Below are 19,047 nucleotides of genomic sequence, written 5' to 3'. Positions count from 1 at the left end.
TAAAAATACAAATCGTAGGTGCGAATTTATTTCGCGCTCTATTTCTAAGTCTGTATTTAAAAAGCGAGGTATAAAACCTCACCTACAATAAACATCAAGCATGTAGGTACGAATTCACTTCGCGCTTGAGTAATATTTAAGCTGTACCACCGACCGTTAACTGATCAATCTTAAGGCTTGGTTGGCCTACGCCTACCGGTACGCTTTGACCATCTTTACCACAAACACCAACACCTTTATCAAGTGCTAAGTCGTTACCAACCATAGATATTTGCTGCATTACTTCTGGTCCATTACCAATAAGCGTTGCGCCTTTAATTGGTTGGGTAATTTTACCATTTTCGATTAAATACGCTTCTGATGCACTAAATACAAACTTACCTGAGGTTATATCAACTTGTCCGCCGCCAAAGTTAGGCGCGAATACCCCTTTTTTAACTGAGCTGATAATATCGGCTTGGCTGTGCTCACCACCTAACATGTAGGTGTTAGTCATGCGAGGCATTGGTAAATGCGCATAAGACTCACGACGTGCGTTACCGGTAGGATTTACACCCATTAAACGCGCGTTTAGCTTATCTTGCATATAGCCTTTTAAAATACCGTTTTCGATAAGTACGTTGTAAGCGGCTGGTGTGCCTTCATCATCAACATTAAGTGACCCACGGCGATCGGCCATGGTGCCATCATCAACAACAGTACACAGCTCAGATGCTACTTTTTGGCCCACTTTACCACTAAACGCAGACGCGCCTTTGCGGTTAAAGTCGCCTTCAAGTCCATGCCCTACTGCTTCGTGTAAAAGCACGCCAGGCCAACCATTACCAAGTACAACTTCCATCGTGCCGGCAGGTGCATCAATAGCTTCAAGGTTTACTTTAGCTTGGCGTACCGCTTCTTCTGCAAATTCCATCCAACGTGGTTTACCATCAACAAGCTCTTTAAAGTAACCATAATCTAAACGTGCACCACCACCTGCGCCACCGCGTTCACGGCGACCATTTTTTTCAAGCAGCACTGAGCAGTTTAAACGAATAAGCGGGCGAATATCGGTGGCAAACGTACCGTCACTAGCTGCGATTAATACTTCTTCGTATACCGCTGACATTGAGCTAATTACTTGCTCTGCATCGGGTGCTAGTTCACGAATATAGTTTTCAAGTTCGCGTAATAAACTCACCTTGTCGGTATCGCTCATACTCGAAATTGGCTGATGCGCTGCAAACTGCTCTTTAGCTTTAACATCACTAAATACTTTAATCGCTCTATCTTCGCCAGCATCTGCAATGCTACGAGCCGCTGTAGCCGCCTTATTAAGTGCTTCAAGATTTATTGCATCAGAGTAAGAAAAACCTGTTTTTTCGCCGCTTACAGCACGTACACCAACGCCACGTTCAACGTTATAAGAGCCTTCTTTAACTAAGCCGTCTTCAAGCACCCATGATTCGTGGTGGCTTGATTGAAAATATAAATCGGCGTAATCCACTTTATGCTGATGTATGTAAGCGAGCGTTTTTTCGAGCTCTTCTCTATTTAGCTGGCTGTCTTGTAGTAAATGCTGTTCAACCGAATTCATAATAAATGCTCTCTAAATCGTTGATGAGACTGCACGGGCATATCTCGTCTAATTTTTTGTAACTGGTCTAAATCTGCGTTGCAGCTTATAAAACCGGTGCCTGTTGGCAATTCACTCAGGGTATTGCCCCAAGGCGAAATAATAATACTGTGGCCATATGTTTGTCGGCCATTTTCATGTGTACCGTACTGAGCTGCTGCAACTACATAACATTGTGTTTCTATTGCGCGAGCTGCTAATAGCGGTTGCCAATGCGCTTGCCCTGTAGGGACTGTAAATGCACTGGGTACTAAAATAATATTGGCGCCTTGGCGTACTAGTTCGTTAAATAAGCCACTAAAGCGCAGATCATAACATACTGTTAAGCCAATTTTACCAAAGGGAGAATCAACAACCACTACATCGCGACCTGCTTGGGTAAAATCTGACTCTCGATAGCTACCTGTTTTATCATCTACGGTTACATCAAATAAATGTATTTTGTTATACGTTGCAACCAGCTCGCCTTGATTATTATATAAGTGCGATGCTGCGTAATACTTATGTTCGTTAAATGGCTCAGGCATTGTGCCTGCATTTAACCAAATATTATGGTGTTGGCACAATTCACTAAGTTGTAATTTGTATTGCTCAACTTGCTTAGCAACACGTAACGTATCGTTACCAGTTTTACTAAACACTAAAAAAGCCTCAGGCAAGCAAACAAGTAATGGCCTTGTTGCTGGCAGAGTTTTAAGTGCGCGCTTTAAGCTTGTTATGTTCTCATCAGGGCTTAGCCCTGAACACATTTGTAGGGCAACTATTGCGGGTGTGCTTATGCTTGCTGTTTTGTTCATTGCGTTACTGTTACTTGTGCATCTTTAAGTTTTAAATCGACTGATGCTTGTGGCTGATTTTGCGCAGCTTGAGGTAGTGTAACTTCACGACTTTTTCTGTCGAGTTCTTGAACAATAGGATCGTTCATTTTACCCGTTACTTTAAAATTGATCTCTGAGATGACGCGCGCAGAATGAATAACTTTATCAAGTGCTAAAGCAGCAAGCCCTGTTACTGGATTAACCATCCACGCAACTATAACCGGAATGCTTGAGGTTACTTGTGGCGCTACAGCAAGGTCGTAATCTATATCTAGCGTATTTAAGTTTGCGTAGCCTTTAATAGTTAAATCGGCAGGCACACCATCCATTTTAGTATCTTTAGTGTAAGCGATACCGTTTTCTAACTGCATAGAGCCTTGCATGCTGTTATAAAAAAAGCCCTTTGAAAATACATCTCTAAAATCAAGTTTCAGTTTGCGTACGAGTGAATCAAGGCTCAACAGCGAAAATACGCGTGCACCACCATCACTTATTTCAGTTAAGTGACCTTCCCCTAAATCCCAAGTAACCTCACCACTTAAAGTTTTCACATCAAAATCATAAGGTGCTGCTTGCCAAGTAAGATCATAATTTAGATCAGCTTTAGAGTCCTTAATTGCAGAGGTAATATCAAACTCGCCAAACAATGCGCCTATATCATCACTTTTAAGCTCACCACTTAGCGTTGTTAAACCATTTTGCCACTGCCCTTTAGTGCGCAGTACATGATCTCCTTTATCGATTACAAGTTCTGATATCGATAAGCGCTCGCCATCACCTAATAATGACGCACTCACTTTATCAAGCTGATAGCGATCAATTTTGCAGTCACTACATTCAAACTCAATGGCAGGTATTTTAGTAAGCCAGCTCAAGTCTTCCTCAGGAAGTACATCTGTTATTTCAATTAATTGCTCGCTAGGCTGTGCAAAATTAAGCCTTAAGTAATCGGCATTAATTCGTATAGGCTGGCTAGGCTGTGATGTAGGAATAAAAACCCCAGCTCTAAGTTCTTTAGCATTTAGCTTTAGGTATAAATCGTCTTTTGATGGTGCTAAACGCATTTCAAAATCATTAAAGATGATGTTACTTGCATCAAGCATACCTATATTTGCGACCACCTCATTAAGCGGTGGCATAATCCCTTTTGATTCTTTATCTGGGTTTGATTTACCTGCTTTAATTATTTGATCAATCAGATCAAACCAAGGCACTAATTCACTCTGCTCAAGATTTATATTTACGCTTAAGTCTTTTTGGTTTAATCCTAAATCTTGTTTTCCGAGCACAAAATGGGCATTACTAAACTGTGATTTTCCATTTTCTAAAATAGCATTAAAGTAAAACTGTTGATTAGCGTTTGCTGTAATGAGATTAGAAATATCATCACCTTGAACTACTGCATCAAGTGCCCACGCTTGTTCGCTATTTTTATTATAAGGTGCGGGTAAGTTACTCGTTAAGCCAAGTAGTTCTGAGTTTACCTGTGCACGATAATTAAAGCCTTGTTCGGTAAAATTAAGTACTAAACCAATATCAACATCGCTTTGCCCGCTTAAATAATTTTTTAATATACCTTGTCCACTATCAATTAGTGTATCGGCGTCAATTTTGGCGTTTATATCTATGTTTGCTTGGTAATTTTTAGCATCACTTTTGCTGCTGTAATTAATATTTAGCGGCATGCCCAACCACTTCGCAGTCGCATTTTTAAGTGTGATGTTGTCGTTTTTAAAATTAAGCTCGCCAGTTAAGTTTTTAAGCTCAATGCCTGGCGTTGCTATAAATACTGGCAAGTCATTTAAATTAACTTTGCCGCTAACACTGGCTCCGCCTTTAAACTTAGAGCCTACTAAAAGCTCAATACTGGCATCGGCTTCGCCTTTGCCCTGTACAACTTTAAAAATTTCAGCAAGAGGTTTGGCAATAGGTGTCGCTGCAAAAAAGTCATGTAACTTTTCCATCTCTGCTTTTTTATCAATTTGCACAATAAGTTCATCAGCATTTATTAAATCTGCAATGCTCACCTGTACACTATTACCAATATCTAAATTAACCAACTTGCCTTGCTGGCTATATATGTCCATCCGCTCATTAGCAAAATGTAGCTGCACATTAGCATTAGTGACCGCAGGCCAATCAGGGTCAAACTCATAGGTTGCATTGTCTATTTGTGCTAATACATCAAACTGACCACTACCATCAGTAAATGGGAAACCAGACAAAGGCCCTGCAAATAAGACCTGTGCTTTAGATACTTCTCCGCCTTTAATTGCATCATTTAAATAGCTAACAAGTTCAGGGCTCATCGCTTTTAATGGGAAGTAATGATCTGCAATATTGGCATCTGGAGCGAATGCTTCTGCGTAAAGATCTAATCGAGGATCATCTGTTAGACTAATTTGTAATTCTGCAGCAAGAGTAACTTCATCATTATCAAACCAGATATTGTCACTACTTATATGCCAGCCATCATCTCGCTTAGCTAAATCTAGCTCTACATTTAGCTGATTATAATTTATGTCGTTACTAAAGCTTTCGCCTGTGGCTAATGTGCCACTTTCGCCAAATAAATTTATTCGACCAGTACTTTGGGTAAGTAAACCATTTACTCTAAGCCCTTGCGCTGCTGGTACCGATCTTAATTCTTGCCAGCCAATATTGTTAGCCTCAAACCATAACTGCCATTGCTGTTCATTAGAAAAACTTAAATAAGCTTGATCTATTTGCCCACTAGGTTGGCGTTCTAAAAATGGTTCAAGTGCATTAAAATTACTTAGCCCGGCTAGATTACTCAGTAATTCAAAATCAACTTGATGCAGCCACACTTTATTTTGCAGCCCTAGTTGGGCTTCAAACTCTAAACTTGGCCATGCTTTATCGTTACTATTAAATGTTAAACCGGTGCTTTTTAAGTGCCAGCTATTTTGTTCTGGATATAGATGGAATCCACCTTCACTCAAACTAACTTGGTGGCTTTGCTCTTCTCGCTGCCAGCGTACAAAGCTTGGTAACCACTGCATTTTCACATCGCTTACAAAACCTTTATCTAGTTTTAGCCATGCTTGTAAATTAATATCGCTATGCAGTTGCTGCTTTTGCGTATTTATATATTGCGCTAACCAGTTAGATACATCGACCTTATTAGCCTGCACATAGATGTCGCCCGCAACCTGCTCTAGAGTATCTCCGGTAAGTGCTATGCGCGCGTCAAAGTCTCCGACCGAAATACCCGGCAGTGCTAGGCTTCCACTACCAAGGTGCTGCTCATCTTCATTTTGCCAAACAATGTTTTGAAGAAGTAATTTACGTTCTTTACCATCTTCTAAAATAAAGTTAATACTGGAATTTTCTATTGCAAAATGACCCGTTTTACCCAAAAACAGTTCTTCAATTAGCTCTTTTTGCTCAAAAGAAACTTCGTCGTTATCACCGGTTTTAAATAAGTTGGTGATATTTACACTGGTATGAAAACCATTAATAACAAAATAATTAGATCTAAGTTGTAGTGCTTTTAAGCTTTCCCATAGATTTAGCTCTAAGCTGGTTTTAGCAATGGTGAGTGATATTGGCGCGGTTTCGTTATCTTTAAACGATAAATTTTCTAGCACTAATGCAGGACCACTGCCCTGCCAACTAGCTGATATTTCGCCAATAGATAAGCTTATTTCAAACTTTTCGTGTAAATAGCTTTCTATGTCACCTTTGTACTCGTTTGCATACGGGAGGGTATATTTTAAAATTGAAACAATAACGGCCAGTAATACCAAAATTATGGCGCAGGTCTGCCATAACTTTCTAAAACAAAAAAAACAGACCGCTTTTGCTTTCATTACATCATTACCACATCAAACTGTTCTTGGCTGTATAAGCTCTCGGTTTGAATATTGACTTGCTTACCAATAAATAGTTCAAGCTCAGCAAGGTTATGATACTCATCGTTTAGTAGGGCCTCACTTACAGCCGGCGCTGCATACACCATAAACTTGTCTGCTGCGTATGCTCGGTTAACACGCACTATTTCACGTAGTATTTCGTAGCAAACCGTTTCAACTGTTTTTTGTGAACCACGACCGGAACATGCTGGGCATACATCACATAAAATATGCTCTAAGCTTTCGCGTGTACGTTTACGCGTCATTTCAACAAGGCCAAGCGCTGAAAGCCCATTAATATTCGTTTTAGTGCGATCTTTTGCAAGGGCTGATTCAAGTGAATGAAGCACCCGCCTTTTATGATCCTCACTTACCATATCGATAAAGTCGATAATGATAATACCGCCTAAGTTACGCAGCCTAAGCTGGCGAGCAATTGCAGAGGTTGCTTCTACGTTGGTATTAAAAATTGTTTCTTCTAAATTACGATGCCCTACAAATGCACCTGTATTAACATCAACAGTCGTCATTGCTTCTGTTTGGTCAATAATTATATAACCACCCGATTTTAGTGTGACTTTACGATGTAGTGCTTTTTGAATTTCGTTTTCAACGTCAAACAAATCAAATATAGGTCGCTCGCCTGGGTAGTATTCAAGCACTTGAGAAAGCTGTGGAACAAACTCTTCTGTAAATAACTTTAGTTCTTCATAGCTGAGTTTAGAGTCAACGCGAATGCGCTCCATATCTTCGCCTACGTAGTCACGCAGGGTTCTAAAGGCAAGCGTTAAATCTTCATGTAGGATACTAGCTTTACTCGTTTTTCTACGACGTGATGTTATTTTTTCCCATAATTTTCTTAAAAAGCCAGCATCGTGTCGTAATTCAGCTTCGCTAGCACCTTCGGCTGCTGTACGTACAATAAAGCTGCCATTTTCATCGCCATATTCTGCGACTATTTTTTTAAGACGTGAGCGCTCTTCTTCAGTTTCAATACGCTGACTAACCCCTACATGGGTCGCATCAGGCATAAACACTAAATAGCGAGAAGGAATAGTTATATCAGTGGTGAGCCTTGCGCCTTTAGTGCCTAGCGGATCTTTTACCACTTGCACCATAATGTATTGGCCTTGACGAACTAACTCTCTAATATCTTGTACTTTTTTTATTGGTACGTCGTCTACGCCTTCAACAATAGAGGCACTATTTACAATATCGGATGCATGCAAAAATGCAGCTTTTTCAAGGCCGATATCAACAAAAGCAGCCTGCATACCCGGAAGTACACGGCTTATTTTTCCTAAGTAAATATTGCCTACAATACCTAGATTACCGATTCGCTCTAGCTGTATTTCTTGCAGTACACCGTTTTCTATTAGGGCAACACGGCTTTCGCTCGGTGTGACATTGATCAGTAATTCTGTACTCATGTTACCTTCTTAAGAATGTTTTTAATAATTGTTCGGTTTCATATAAAGGTAAGCCTACAACAGAAAAATAGCTACCCGCAATGTGAGTTACAAAGCGGCCGCCTAAACCTTGGATACCATAGCCACCGGCTTTATCTTGTGGCTCACCTGACTCCCAATAAGCATTAATTTCTTCATCTGTTAAGGTTTTAAAAGTAACATCTGTGCTTACAACACAGCTAAGCACATCATTTTGCGTTGCAAATGCAACTGCGGTAAGAACTTGATGCGTGTTACCCGATAGGCGTTTTAACGTGTGTGTAAAATCGTTTTTATCGCGAGGTTTACCCAATGACTCGTTGTCTATAACAACCACGGTATCACTACCAAGTACAGGGCGATCGGTATATCCAAGCTCTACACCGCTTTGGGCTTTCAAGCGCGCTAAACGCTCAACAAGTGATCTAGGTTGCTCGTTTGGAAGTGGGCTTTCATCTGCATCAACACTAAATTGTGTAAATTCGACACCTAATTGGCTTAATAACTCTTTACGACGGGGAGAGGCTGATGCCAAATATACTGCGGTAGTCATTACCTGATCCTAAAATGTCTGCGATATTTACGAAGTAGTAAAAAGACCCAAAACCAGCTAACCATTCCGGTTGCTACTGGCCATAAGTACTGTGGATTAAAATAAACCCCTAACAAAAAGTGATTTAGCCAAAACTGCATTAAGTGATACAGCGTTAAAAATAAACCAATTAGTAGGCTTTGTTGCCAAAGCGAAAAGTTACGAATTTTTTGAAAGTTGCTCGCGGTTACAAAAATACATACCGAGAATGTAAGCGAGTTCACGCCCAGCGGTGAGCCAGACGCTAAATCTATTAATAAACCAACAACCCAAGCAGTACCAATATTTAAACGATGCGGTACTGCTAGCGACCAATACATAAGTACAAGTAAAACCCAGTCAGGTCTAAATGGTTCAAACGAAAATGGAAGTGGCATCAGTGCCATTATTAACGCAAAAAAGATGCTTAGCGCAATTAACAATGAATAACGGTTAATCATCGCTGATTTGCTCCTGTTGATTACGCCATAAAATAACCAGCAAACGAATGCGATCTAGTTGCGCAATAGGTTCTGCAAAAACTTGTGCAAACGGTCGCCCTTCATCACGATTTATTTCAGTTACTACTGCCACCGGGTATCCTTCAGGGAATGTGCCCCCTAAACCCGATGTAACAAGTACATCGCCAATTCGCACATCTAAACTGTGCGGAACGTGAGAGAGCTTAACGACGTTAATTTTACCTATGCCTTCAACAACCGTTCGTACATCGTTACGAAGTATACGCACAGGTGTGGCATGTGTGGTGTCGGTCATTAGTAGCACGCGTGAAGTTGTTGAACCAACCTTTGTAAGCTGCCCTACTACACCCATTTCATCAATTACAGCTTGGCCTTCACTAAGCCCGTCAGTTGTACCACGGTTAATAACAACCTGATGACTATACGGGTTTGAATGTACAGAAAGTACTTGAGCAATTATTTTACGATTTGATTGCTTTGCAGATGAGCCTAATAAGGCACGCAGTTTTTGATTTTCTCTGGCTAGAAATTGATACTGCTGAAGTTGCTCGCTTTGTAGCATTTGCTTTTTTTTCAGCGCTTCGTTTTCTGTAAGAAGTTGATCCCGCGTATGCAGGCTTTTAGCACTTAAGCTAAATAATTCGTAGGGTAAATTAGCAACATAGATTAGTGGGCTAACTAGAGTATTAAGGCTGGTACGAACAACGGTACCACCTTGCGTATATCTGTCTCCAACTATGAGTACGATACTCAAAAGCACTGCGACAAAAAGTCGCAGTTGCAAAGAGACTGTGCGTCCAAACATTAATTTCATTAGTCGTAACTAAAAACGTCACCACCATGAACATCGATCATTTCTAATGCTTTACCACCACCACGCGCAACACACGTAAGTGGATCATCAGCTACAACAACCGGAATACCCGTTTCTTCCATTAATAAACGGTCTAAATCTTTTAACAATGCACCACCGCCAGTAAGTACCATGCCGTGGGCAGAGATATCTGATGCCAGCTCAGGTGGTGATTGCTCAAGCGCAACCATTACTGCACTCACAATACCCATTAACGGTTCTTGTAGAGCTTCTAGGATTTCGTGTGAGTTAAGCGTGAATGAACGCGGAACACCTTCGGCAAGGTTACGACCGCGCACTTCAATTTCGATTGGCTCATCAGTTTTGAACGCAGAGCCAATTTGATGCTTAATATTTTCAGCTGTCGCTTCACCAATTAAGCTACCAAAGTTACGGCGTACATAATTAATAATAGCTTCGTCAAACTTATCACCACCAATACGAACAGATGATGAGTAAACAACACCGTTAAGTGAAATAATAGCCACTTCAGTTGTACCACCACCAATATCAACAACCATAGAACCTGTTGCTTCTGATACTGGTAAACCGGCCCCAATAGCTGCTGCCATTGGTTCTTCAATTAGGTAAACTTCACGAGCACCGGCACCCATTGCAGATTCACGTATTGCACGTTTTTCTACTTGAGTCGCACCACACGGTACACAAATTAGTACACGCGGACTTGGGCGCATAAAGTTATTGTTATGCACTTGCTTAATGAAGTGTTGTAACATTTTTTCAGTTACATAAAAATCAGCAATTACACCGTCTTTCATTGGACGGATTGCTTTAATATTTCCCGGTGTACGGCCTAGCATTTGTTTTGCTTCTGTACCTACAGATGCAACACTTTTAGGTCCACCAGCGCGTTCTTGGCGAATAGCAACAACAGAAGGTTCGTTTAATACAATACCTTCTTCTTTTACATAAATTAGGGTATTGGCTGTACCCAAGTCGATCGATAGATCGTTAGAAAAAATACCACGGAGTTTTTTAAACATGAGGCTGGATGACCTTTGAAATACGTTCTTATATTAGCTGCCTCACTTTAACATGCTCAACTATATGAGCAATATAAAGCGCAGCGCCTTTGTGAATTTGTGAAAAAAGGAAGCAAAGCTTCCTTAATTGAGTTTATCGTTCGCGAACTAAGCGAAAACCAATGTAGTTAGATCTAAAATCAGGCGCTAAAATTAAACGCGTAGATGCACGAGCAAGGCTTGGTGCAAAATTCCACGCTCCGCCTCTTACTGCTACATCAGACTCACCTGATTCTTTATCGGTCCATTCCCATACATTGCCTACGGTATCGTATAATCCAAATGCATTTGGAGAAAAAGAACCTACTGGTGATGCACGTCTATTTGACCATTCACTACCACACCAACCACAGTTAGCTAGGTTTTTACCAATTTCGTTACCCCAAGGGTATTCTGTTTCGGTTCCTGCACGTGCTGCGTATTCCCACTCAACTTCGTTAGGTAAACGAAATTGCTGCCCTGTTTGACCCGATAACCACTCAGCGTAAGCTTTTGCATCGTTATAAGTTAAACATACAGCAGGAAAGTCACTGCCTTGCTCAAAACCAGGATTACGCCAATTTAAATTTGCTTCCCATACTGGTTCGCCATTTAAATAATACGCACACCCTTTATTTTTTTCCGCTTGAGTTTTATAACCTGTATTTGCTACAAATTTTTCGTAGGCACCTACGGTTACTTCTTTACTTTGCATAGCGAAAGAATTTGCTATTACTTTTTCAATTACTGGACGTTCATTAGCTAAACCATTGCCATTGATATCGCCCATTTTAAATTTGCCTGCAGGAATAACGACAACCGGCGTTTCAACGTTTGCATTTAATACATTAACGTTTTCACTAACCTGGCGTGTTGTTACTTCTGGTTGCTCTCGAGTATAGGTCGGTGCAGCAATCGACTTAGGCTTTTTTACCAAATTTGCATTAATTGTTTGTGCTTTATTTAAATCAACACGAACTTGATAAGGCTTATAGCCAAGTTTACGTATTTCAATGTTGTGAATACCCGGCGGTAAACGTGTGATCAAGCGTGTTGAGCCAAAGCTTACACCATCGATAAACACTTCATCGTCGTATACGTTTGATCGTAATGTCAGCTCTATTGATTGATCCTTCTTCTTATTAAGGATAGAAGGGTAATCTTTTTTCACCGATGCAGGTTTAACTGAATAATCACGTACTGGCTGCTTTTCTAAACGAGAAACCGACACCGTGTTGCTATTATCCGCGCTATTACTGAATGTTAACTGACTATCAGTAAATGTATTGTTATACGCGGGTTGATAAGCAGCAGTAAGTGGCGTGCCGTACTCAGAACAATAACGGTTATCAATGCTTAATAAGCTACATAAACGGCTACTGTTTACTTCGCCGCGCATGGTTACGCTTAAGTTAACGTTGTAGTTACCTTGGCCGCTAAATGCACTGTTAACTACATGGCTACTTAATATTTGTACTTGAGCGCCCGCCAAATTACGTTTTGGCTCAACAATGCGCTCTTCTGTTAAGTTTGCAAATATTTGATCTACAAAGCGTTTAGTTGCTTTTTGTAGCCCCATTTGCTGACCGCGTTGCTCACACGCTGCTAGCGTTTCTGTTCGCTTACAGTTAATCGTATGGTTAACTTCAAGCGTGCCTTCACGTGTAAACTCGTTACGTAAACGCTCTACTCTGGCTGTAGTTAACTGCTCTTTTAAACTTTCTAAAGTATTTAAAAGCGTATGCTTAGCAACACGAATTTGCTCTATATCTTTACGGTGGGATGCAATTGCCGCCAACTGCATAGAAATATCATCTTTGTTTTGCTTATGATCAATCACCGCTTTTTGATAGCGTGATTGAGCCGCACTAATATTAATAGTGGGATCGTCAATTAAACGACGGTACATTTCGTTCATCGCATCGAGCGCTTGGTTTTTTTCTTTATCTAGCTCTGTAGAACGAGAACGAAGTAGCTCTAGTTGATTTTGTAACTGACTTTCTTCTTTAAGATGTTTTTCAAGTATTCTTGTCGAGTTATCGTATTCTGTCTGTTTAACACTAATCTCTGACTCAATTCCAGTTACTGTAGCTGTGTCTTGTGCAAATGCACTACTAGCTAACAAACTAGCTGAAATTAACAGAGATAAAGGAGTAATTCGCATATATTCCAGTCCCAAAAAGCGGCAATTATTTGGTCGTTATTATTTTTTATAATTAAAGCCTTATGCTATGTACTTGCAGCACAAAACACAAGCTTTGTTCAATTATTATCTTAGTTTACAACTATTCGCGTGTTTCACGCCAGTAAATAACCCGATCATTTCCTCGAAAGCGTCCAAATTGTAAAATAGTACGAGGATCAAGCTGTGTTTCATCCCCCTGCCAATCCCACTTTAACCAATCATAAGTATTATATTCTAAGGTAAATTCACCCAAACCATTTGGCTGCGCATAAATACCATTGTTTGCCGGATACACTCCCGCCTCTAACTGGCCAGATACACCCGTTCCATATTCGTAGGCTAATTGCGGGCTGTTAGGTGATATTTGAGTGATTTGGGTATGATCAAATACACTACAGTTATCTTCTGCGTTATTTACAAATCCACTGCCGTTGTAATACTGAGCCTGCATAGGAATAAGTAAAGGGTCGAGATCGGAGCCTGCGTTATTACCAAGTACTAAACGTCCAAATCTAAACTCTATTGGTAATGTATTTAGTCGTACACTATTACAGCCACCCGAACATGCTGTTTGTGTATTAGGTTTATCATTTGCATCAATGAGCGTTGCTCCTTCTATGTCAGAAAGCGTTGCCATTAAACTGACCATAGCGAACGGTCCATCTGCTTGCCTTACACCTAATCTTTGAAGTGTGGTGTTTATTTGACTCATTTGCCATTGGCCGTCGCTTATATCTCCCCAGTTATTATTCCCTAGGTTTACTAAGCGGCTAGCAAAATTAGTTGCGGGTACATAGTTAGCTACTTCATTATTTTCGGCATTAATGGCTACACTGGACTTATCAAAGCCCTCTTTATAATTAGCCATTAGCTCACCATTTTGATTTAGTGCTTGTACTGTAAAGCCGAGTTCAAAAGGTTGATCAAGGTAAGTTAAATTACTGCCGTATTGCGTGCATTGTGCGGCAGCTTGAACCCCCACTACCTGAAACTGCGAAGGTGCAAAACGGCCAACGTTATATAATTCACCTTTTACATCTCCCGCGCCAAAGTAATCGGCATCTTGCAGACCTGCTGTTAAATCAATTATGCCAACTTGGTCGTAATTATACTGCGATATAGATTCACTCAAACTGCCTGTGTCACTAAAGGCAACAGTGCTCATCGCTTCAAGCGTACCTTGAACGCCTGGCGTAGGCGCTTTAAGTAATGCCTCTACAAGTGGTTGCTCTGTAATAAAGTGCTTGGCAATGGTGTTATTTGTAATATTGCTGTAGTTATCTGGGTAACCATCGTTGTTAGTGTCTTGCCCTGTTTGCCATTGCACCGCATTCATTTTTAAATCAAATGCTTCGCCAGTTAATCTAAATAAACTTCCATTGGCATCTGCTGCATAGCCATCACTTGCAACTTCCATCGCTAATCCAAATGGCTTTACAACATACTCATTTGAACTCCCCGTTAGATTTACTGATAAATTAGTGACTGGGTCTAAAATTAAATTGGTATTTACATTTAAACTCAACTTTCCTGCGTCGGGATAATTTATAACAATCGGGGCTTTAGACTCACTATCAAAGTTTAGCGTGAACGATTTAGCTGCTTGCTCGACCGCAAAGGTATTATTGTTGTTACTAAGTGAAACCGTATCAGAGCAACTTGCACCAGCACTGCATGTATACGATAAATCTAAGCTTACATCACCACCAGCGGGAAATGCAGCTTCGCATACGCCCGTAGTGGTATTTGTTTTTACCGCTTGAATAGATAGCGCTTTTGCATTAAATCCAGTATTTGAAGGCTTTGCTGATAACTGAGTAGGAATTGTAGTATTTCCATCTGTATCATTATTAAAAATAAATCCAGCATCAGAAAACGTAACTTTACAGCCACTCAAACCAACATTATTACCACCGATATAACAACGAAGAGGTGCAGAAGGATCAGCAGTGTTATATCCAAATGTAACACTGCCTGTGGTGCGTTTAGCAAATTCGACAACCGCTGATCCTGTAAAATTAATATTCTCCCCCGTAACCCAACTTTGCTGACCACTATTATCTGGAGAAAGGTTTAAACTAGACGGCTCAGCAAATAATAAATCGCAGGCATCATTAGCGCAGGCTGTGAGTGTCATCTCTTTAGCTTCACACGTTAGAGCATTGTTATCGCTTATTGTTAAACGATAATGATCCAGTGTTTCTGGTGTATAAATGCCACAAAAACCAGGGATACTTTCGGGTACTGGTAGAGCGTCAAACGTTGAGCTCCCTTCGGTAATAATTTGAGTAGCCGATGTAATTGACCCCTGATACGTCACATTTTGAGCGATTCTTACCTCACCAGTGGCAACAATATAGCCCGCAATATTTGCATCGGCTGCAATAGCAACCGCACCATCAACATAAATAGCTAAATACGCGCCGGTTTCGACCACTATACTTGTTTTACCTATATTCAAAAATGAAGTTGATAATAGTGAGGTTGTGTCTTTTAAAAATATACGTGTAGGCGCTGTTACTCTGTACTCTGTTTCCAGCATACTTAACTGCAACTCATCGTAATAATAGTCGCCAGCTAAAGAAGTAGGTACGGGCCCTGTTGAGCTACCATCATTTGTAACCGTTGGCACCTGCGCCGCTTGATTCGGTTCTAAAGAGTTATAACCACCAGCAACACACGCCTGACCATTACACAAAGGAGGGCTCGTCAGCGCAGTAGAAATTAAACTTGTGGTGGTGACAAACTGCGCATTGCCATCTGTTATTTCTACCCCCTGAACTAACTGCACCTCACCATTGTTATAAGTAGAAATAGCGCCAGGGAACAAGGTATCACAATCTAAAATATCACCGTTAAACACAAAGGTACTGGTCATGGCGAGTATTGATGCTTCCTCGTTTACGTGACGGCGCTCGTTATCGCCATCACGATCTTCGTCAACAACAAGTCCTAGCCTGTCAGTCCTTAGGTTACAGCTGCGTAGCCACCCGCCATCATCTTCTTGGCGTGAGTTTTTACTTGCAACCACCAAAGGAGCCACACTAAAGTTATTAGTAAAACTAAAGTAATTACAGCCATCGCTCCAACCGTCAATTTCAAAGCCTGTGAAAAAAGTTTCCCACGATACCTCAACGCCATTATCGTCAGTAAATGTGCGGTTACTTCCTGGCTCCACTGCCATGTAAGCAACAGTTTCGTTTTTTATGAGCCCAAGTGCTGTTTCAGATGCCTCTAAAGCAATATTAACGCCGCTGGCAGATAGAGAATTACTTTCTACTGCAACTGTTAAAAACGGAATTAATGCCTCAGAAGGTGGATTGCTGTCTATGCTATTGAGTGTTTGTAACGAATGGAAAAAGTTTGGCCTTTGAGTAAACGGTTCAGCAAATGTTAAAGACTTATAGCCTTTAGGTGTCAGTGGAGCAAAGCCAGACTTAGAGCCATACTGTAATTCGAGTAATAAGTCTGTACTGCCCACTTCCATAATTGTGCCGTCTGGAAATTGATGCACACCATACTCAACAGCTAAATAGTGCGCCCCCATACTAATATGCCCACCATCTTCTCCTGAAGGTTCAAGCGGTAAGGCCTCAAAGCTAGTTGTGGTTATATTACGTATTCTTATTATTGCAGGGTTTCCACCTTGGTTTGTTGAGAGCATAAATACAGCAGGAGGCGTTATATATTGCTGTTGAAAATTTACTTTTGTCCAAACAGGCGATGTGTATGTATCTTGCAGCTCTATATAACGGCCCTCGATTTTTGGAGGCACTGCATTTGCGTGATTACAAAGTAACACGCAGCTAAAAAATATAATGACTAATGCACTTTTTATCATGGTAAAGTTTTAGCCTCCACACTGAGTGTTCTTTGTGTTTCCCAATAATCCTTTCTGCAATCATTTCCTGCAGGGCAATCAATTGCGGCGCACGTTGCACTACTTTGTAAGTAATAAATATTAACAAGCCCGTTTGTTGTGCTGCTGTCGGGTAGGTCTATATATTCATCGCAACTCACCAGCACGTTACAATTAGCTAAATATGCAGTTTGAAAGGTTAAATTAGTTGTAACTGATGCACAGCTTTGCACTGAGCTATTTATTGGAAAGAGTTGCGTTAAACCACTTTCTAATCCACTTTGCGCCGCCATAAAAGCGCGAGCGCCGTAATACTCAATGGTATTTTGTTGAGATGCACCAGAAAGCACTTTAACTAATGCTAATCCTAGTGCTAATAAAGCAACAATAATTACCAAAGAAACAATTATTAAGTTCCCTTTTTGTTTACTGGGTAAGGCTTTTCCGTGATGATTTTTTTTAAGGTACATTAGGAATATGCACCTCATGGTTAAAATTCATTACTTCAGTATCGTTAAATTGCATTTGCGCATTCACATTAAGCACAGCGTTTCTTTGTAGGGAGAGCGCATCAAGAGTAAAAAATAAATCGCTCGCTAAATTATTGGCAATGTAAATACCTAATAAATCACGTTTAACACCACTGCTTATTTGTAAGCTCACGGCATCTAATTGATTAACTGTAAAACCGTAATCGGTATATCTATATAAATACTGCCCTTCAACGCAAAAACTTACAGGTTGAGAGAGTAAATAAAGGCGCTTACTTGGCGACTCTTGGGCAAACGCTTTACTAAATTGCCACTCATCAATTGCACTAGTGGTGGAGCTATTAAATGCTGATAGTTTTAAACGCTTATTATTATTCTCATCGTATATATCAGCGCTGCTTAACGGGTAAGTTGTTGCCCAATCTCCAACTTGCGGCTGCGTTAAATTATTAAGTTCAAAATCAACAGCGCTAACATTAAAAGGCGCTACGGTAGGTAGGTAATTTGTATAGTGAGTCGCTGATAAAAACGGCGTAAATTCTAAGCACTGCTGAGCACTACATGCTCCGCTAGTGCTGTTATCGCAAGAGAGCCTTAATGAGTTTGGCGTAGCATGGCGAAGCTCTTTACTAAGTCGCGTTATTAAAAAGCGGGCCTGAGCTACTGCTTCTTGGCGCTCAACCCCTTGTGAGTAAATACTGACCCCAGCACCAATAAATGAAAATGCACTTACGGCTAAAATACCAATAATAACCATGACAAGTAATAGTTCTATAAGGGTAAATGCATTTTGGTATTTAGCTCTTTGCATTAGTAATTCCCTTTATATGCACTAAATCCGTAAACTTCGCCTAAGGGTGATGTTACTTCAATAGTAATACGCTTAAAGGTTGTGCCATCGTTGGTGGTCGATTCGTTAAAGTCGCTATCGTACTCAACAGTAACAACTAAATTAAAGTCGCTGTACTCGCTTAACACCTCACCTAAGCTATTAGTAATAGGCTGGTTAGACAGTGCAATATAGTCATCTACATCGTTATAACTAGTTCTGGTTTCTGAGTTATCTACTCCGAAGTCAGCAGGTGCGGTACAAGCCTCAGCACCTATAGATATTTCGCCACACCGCCTAAAAGGTGCGCTTCTATCACTGTGCTCATCAAACGACTTACTTTGAATCTCGTTCATTAGTGATTGACCAAATTCAGAGGCTCTTAAAGCCACAATCGGCTCTGCACTTTTTTTGGCTTGTGGGGCAATTAAAGCTGTAATAATACTTAATGCAATTGCAAACATGACAATGCCAATAATAAGCTCTATTAGAGTAAAACCTTTTACTTTAAGGGCACGCATATATAAGCCCTTCACCACTTATGCATACGCCAGCTAATCCAACATCTATTCGACACTGCGTAGTACAGGTTTGATTTGATTTACCTAAAGGATCAAAACTAATTTGGGTAAATATATTCGCGTTACTATCTAAAGCGCTAAATGTTATATCACTTCTTTGCGTGTTTATTTGTACCACTAAATGATCGGTGTTATTGGTATCTGCTCCACCGGTACATGTATCGGGTGCGGAGGGAGCAATAAGTGTGGAGGTTATATAAAGGGTATGGCAACTTGTTGTTGCTGTATTTTGCATTGCACGTAGCTGCACTGTCCTAAGTGCATTTAAAGTACGGTCTCGATACGAATAGGCGTCTTCTGTTGAGCTGCCCAGAAATTTGGGAACTGCCGTTACCGACAGTATTCCCAATATCACTAGAGTAATAATTAACTCAATGAGTGTGAAGCCACGCAATCGTTGCTTACTACTGCTTATCAT

The 19,047-nt window shown here is 40.6% G+C and carries 14 protein-coding genes; all 14 read right to left on the bottom strand.

Going from position 1 to position 19,047, the window contains the following annotated elements:
- Nucleotides 1-136: 136 nt before the first annotated feature.
- Nucleotides 137-1,576, bottom strand: coding sequence for a metalloprotease TldD (gene tldD / locus H5092_RS12770; protein ID WP_024597409.1), 1,440 nt, complete (start codon nt 1,574-1,576; stop codon nt 137-139).
- Nucleotides 1,573-2,412: a carbon-nitrogen hydrolase family protein gene (locus H5092_RS12765; protein ID WP_182724176.1), complete on the bottom strand. Its 840-nt coding sequence runs from the start codon at nt 2,410-2,412 to the stop codon at nt 1,573-1,575. The genes tldD and H5092_RS12765 overlap by 4 nt, the downstream gene beginning before the upstream one ends.
- A complete protein-coding gene (locus tag H5092_RS12760; protein ID WP_182733632.1) occupies nt 2,409-6,266 on the bottom strand; it encodes a YhdP family protein in 3,858 nt (1,285 codons plus the stop codon). The genes H5092_RS12765 and H5092_RS12760 overlap by 4 nt, the downstream gene beginning before the upstream one ends.
- Entirely contained in the window at nt 6,266-7,738 is a 1,473-nt protein-coding gene (gene rng / locus H5092_RS12755; RefSeq protein WP_002958405.1) for a ribonuclease G, read from the bottom strand. Before rng ends, H5092_RS12760 begins: the two co-directional genes overlap by 1 nt.
- 1 nt (nt 7,739) lies before the next feature.
- The gene (locus H5092_RS12750; RefSeq protein WP_182733631.1) at nt 7,740-8,309 is read right to left on the bottom strand and encodes a nucleoside triphosphate pyrophosphatase; all 570 of its coding nucleotides are present in this window, start codon (nt 8,307-8,309) and stop codon (nt 7,740-7,742) included.
- The gene (mreD, locus tag H5092_RS12745) at nt 8,309-8,788 is read right to left on the bottom strand and encodes a rod shape-determining protein MreD (RefSeq protein ID WP_002958403.1); all 480 of its coding nucleotides are present in this window, start codon (nt 8,786-8,788) and stop codon (nt 8,309-8,311) included. The genes H5092_RS12750 and mreD overlap by 1 nt, the downstream gene beginning before the upstream one ends.
- Entirely contained in the window at nt 8,781-9,623 is an 843-nt protein-coding gene (gene mreC, locus H5092_RS12740; protein WP_173400216.1) for a rod shape-determining protein MreC, read from the bottom strand. Before mreC ends, mreD begins: the two co-directional genes overlap by 8 nt.
- On the bottom strand, nt 9,623-10,666 hold the full coding sequence (locus H5092_RS12735) for a rod shape-determining protein (protein WP_002958401.1): 1,044 nt from the start codon (nt 10,664-10,666) through the stop codon (nt 9,623-9,625). The genes mreC and H5092_RS12735 overlap by 1 nt, the downstream gene beginning before the upstream one ends.
- A gap of 133 nt (nt 10,667-10,799) precedes the next feature.
- On the bottom strand, nt 10,800-12,848 hold the full coding sequence (locus tag H5092_RS12730) for a formylglycine-generating enzyme family protein (protein ID WP_024605452.1): 2,049 nt from the start codon (nt 12,846-12,848) through the stop codon (nt 10,800-10,802).
- A 121-nt stretch (nt 12,849-12,969) separates the two neighbouring features.
- The gene (locus H5092_RS12725; protein ID WP_310736013.1) at nt 12,970-16,644 is read right to left on the bottom strand and encodes an H-type lectin domain-containing protein; all 3,675 of its coding nucleotides are present in this window, start codon (nt 16,642-16,644) and stop codon (nt 12,970-12,972) included.
- Nucleotides 16,645-16,706: 62 nt separating this feature from the next.
- Nucleotides 16,707-17,198: a hypothetical protein gene (locus H5092_RS12720; RefSeq protein ID WP_024594530.1), complete on the bottom strand. Its 492-nt coding sequence runs from the start codon at nt 17,196-17,198 to the stop codon at nt 16,707-16,709.
- Nucleotides 17,188-18,030 (bottom strand): type II secretion system protein, encoded by an 843-nt coding sequence (locus tag H5092_RS12715; protein WP_182733629.1) that lies wholly within the window; start codon nt 18,028-18,030, stop codon nt 17,188-17,190. The genes H5092_RS12720 and H5092_RS12715 overlap by 11 nt, the downstream gene beginning before the upstream one ends.
- Nucleotides 18,030-18,569: a prepilin-type N-terminal cleavage/methylation domain-containing protein gene (locus H5092_RS12710; RefSeq protein ID WP_182716459.1), complete on the bottom strand. Its 540-nt coding sequence runs from the start codon at nt 18,567-18,569 to the stop codon at nt 18,030-18,032. Before H5092_RS12710 ends, H5092_RS12715 begins: the two co-directional genes overlap by 1 nt.
- Nucleotides 18,556-19,047 carry a type II secretion system protein gene (locus H5092_RS12705; RefSeq protein ID WP_182716460.1) on the bottom strand — a complete coding sequence of 164 codons (492 nt, stop codon included), beginning with the start codon at nt 19,045-19,047 and terminating at the stop codon, nt 18,556-18,558. The genes H5092_RS12710 and H5092_RS12705 overlap by 14 nt, the downstream gene beginning before the upstream one ends.

Origin of the sequence: Pseudoalteromonas sp. SR41-7, assembly GCF_014163935.1 — a bacterium.
In the GTDB taxonomy this organism is placed as follows: domain Bacteria; phylum Pseudomonadota; class Gammaproteobacteria; order Enterobacterales; family Alteromonadaceae; genus Pseudoalteromonas; species Pseudoalteromonas distincta.
This window is presented reverse-complemented; position numbering and strand designations above follow the sequence as displayed.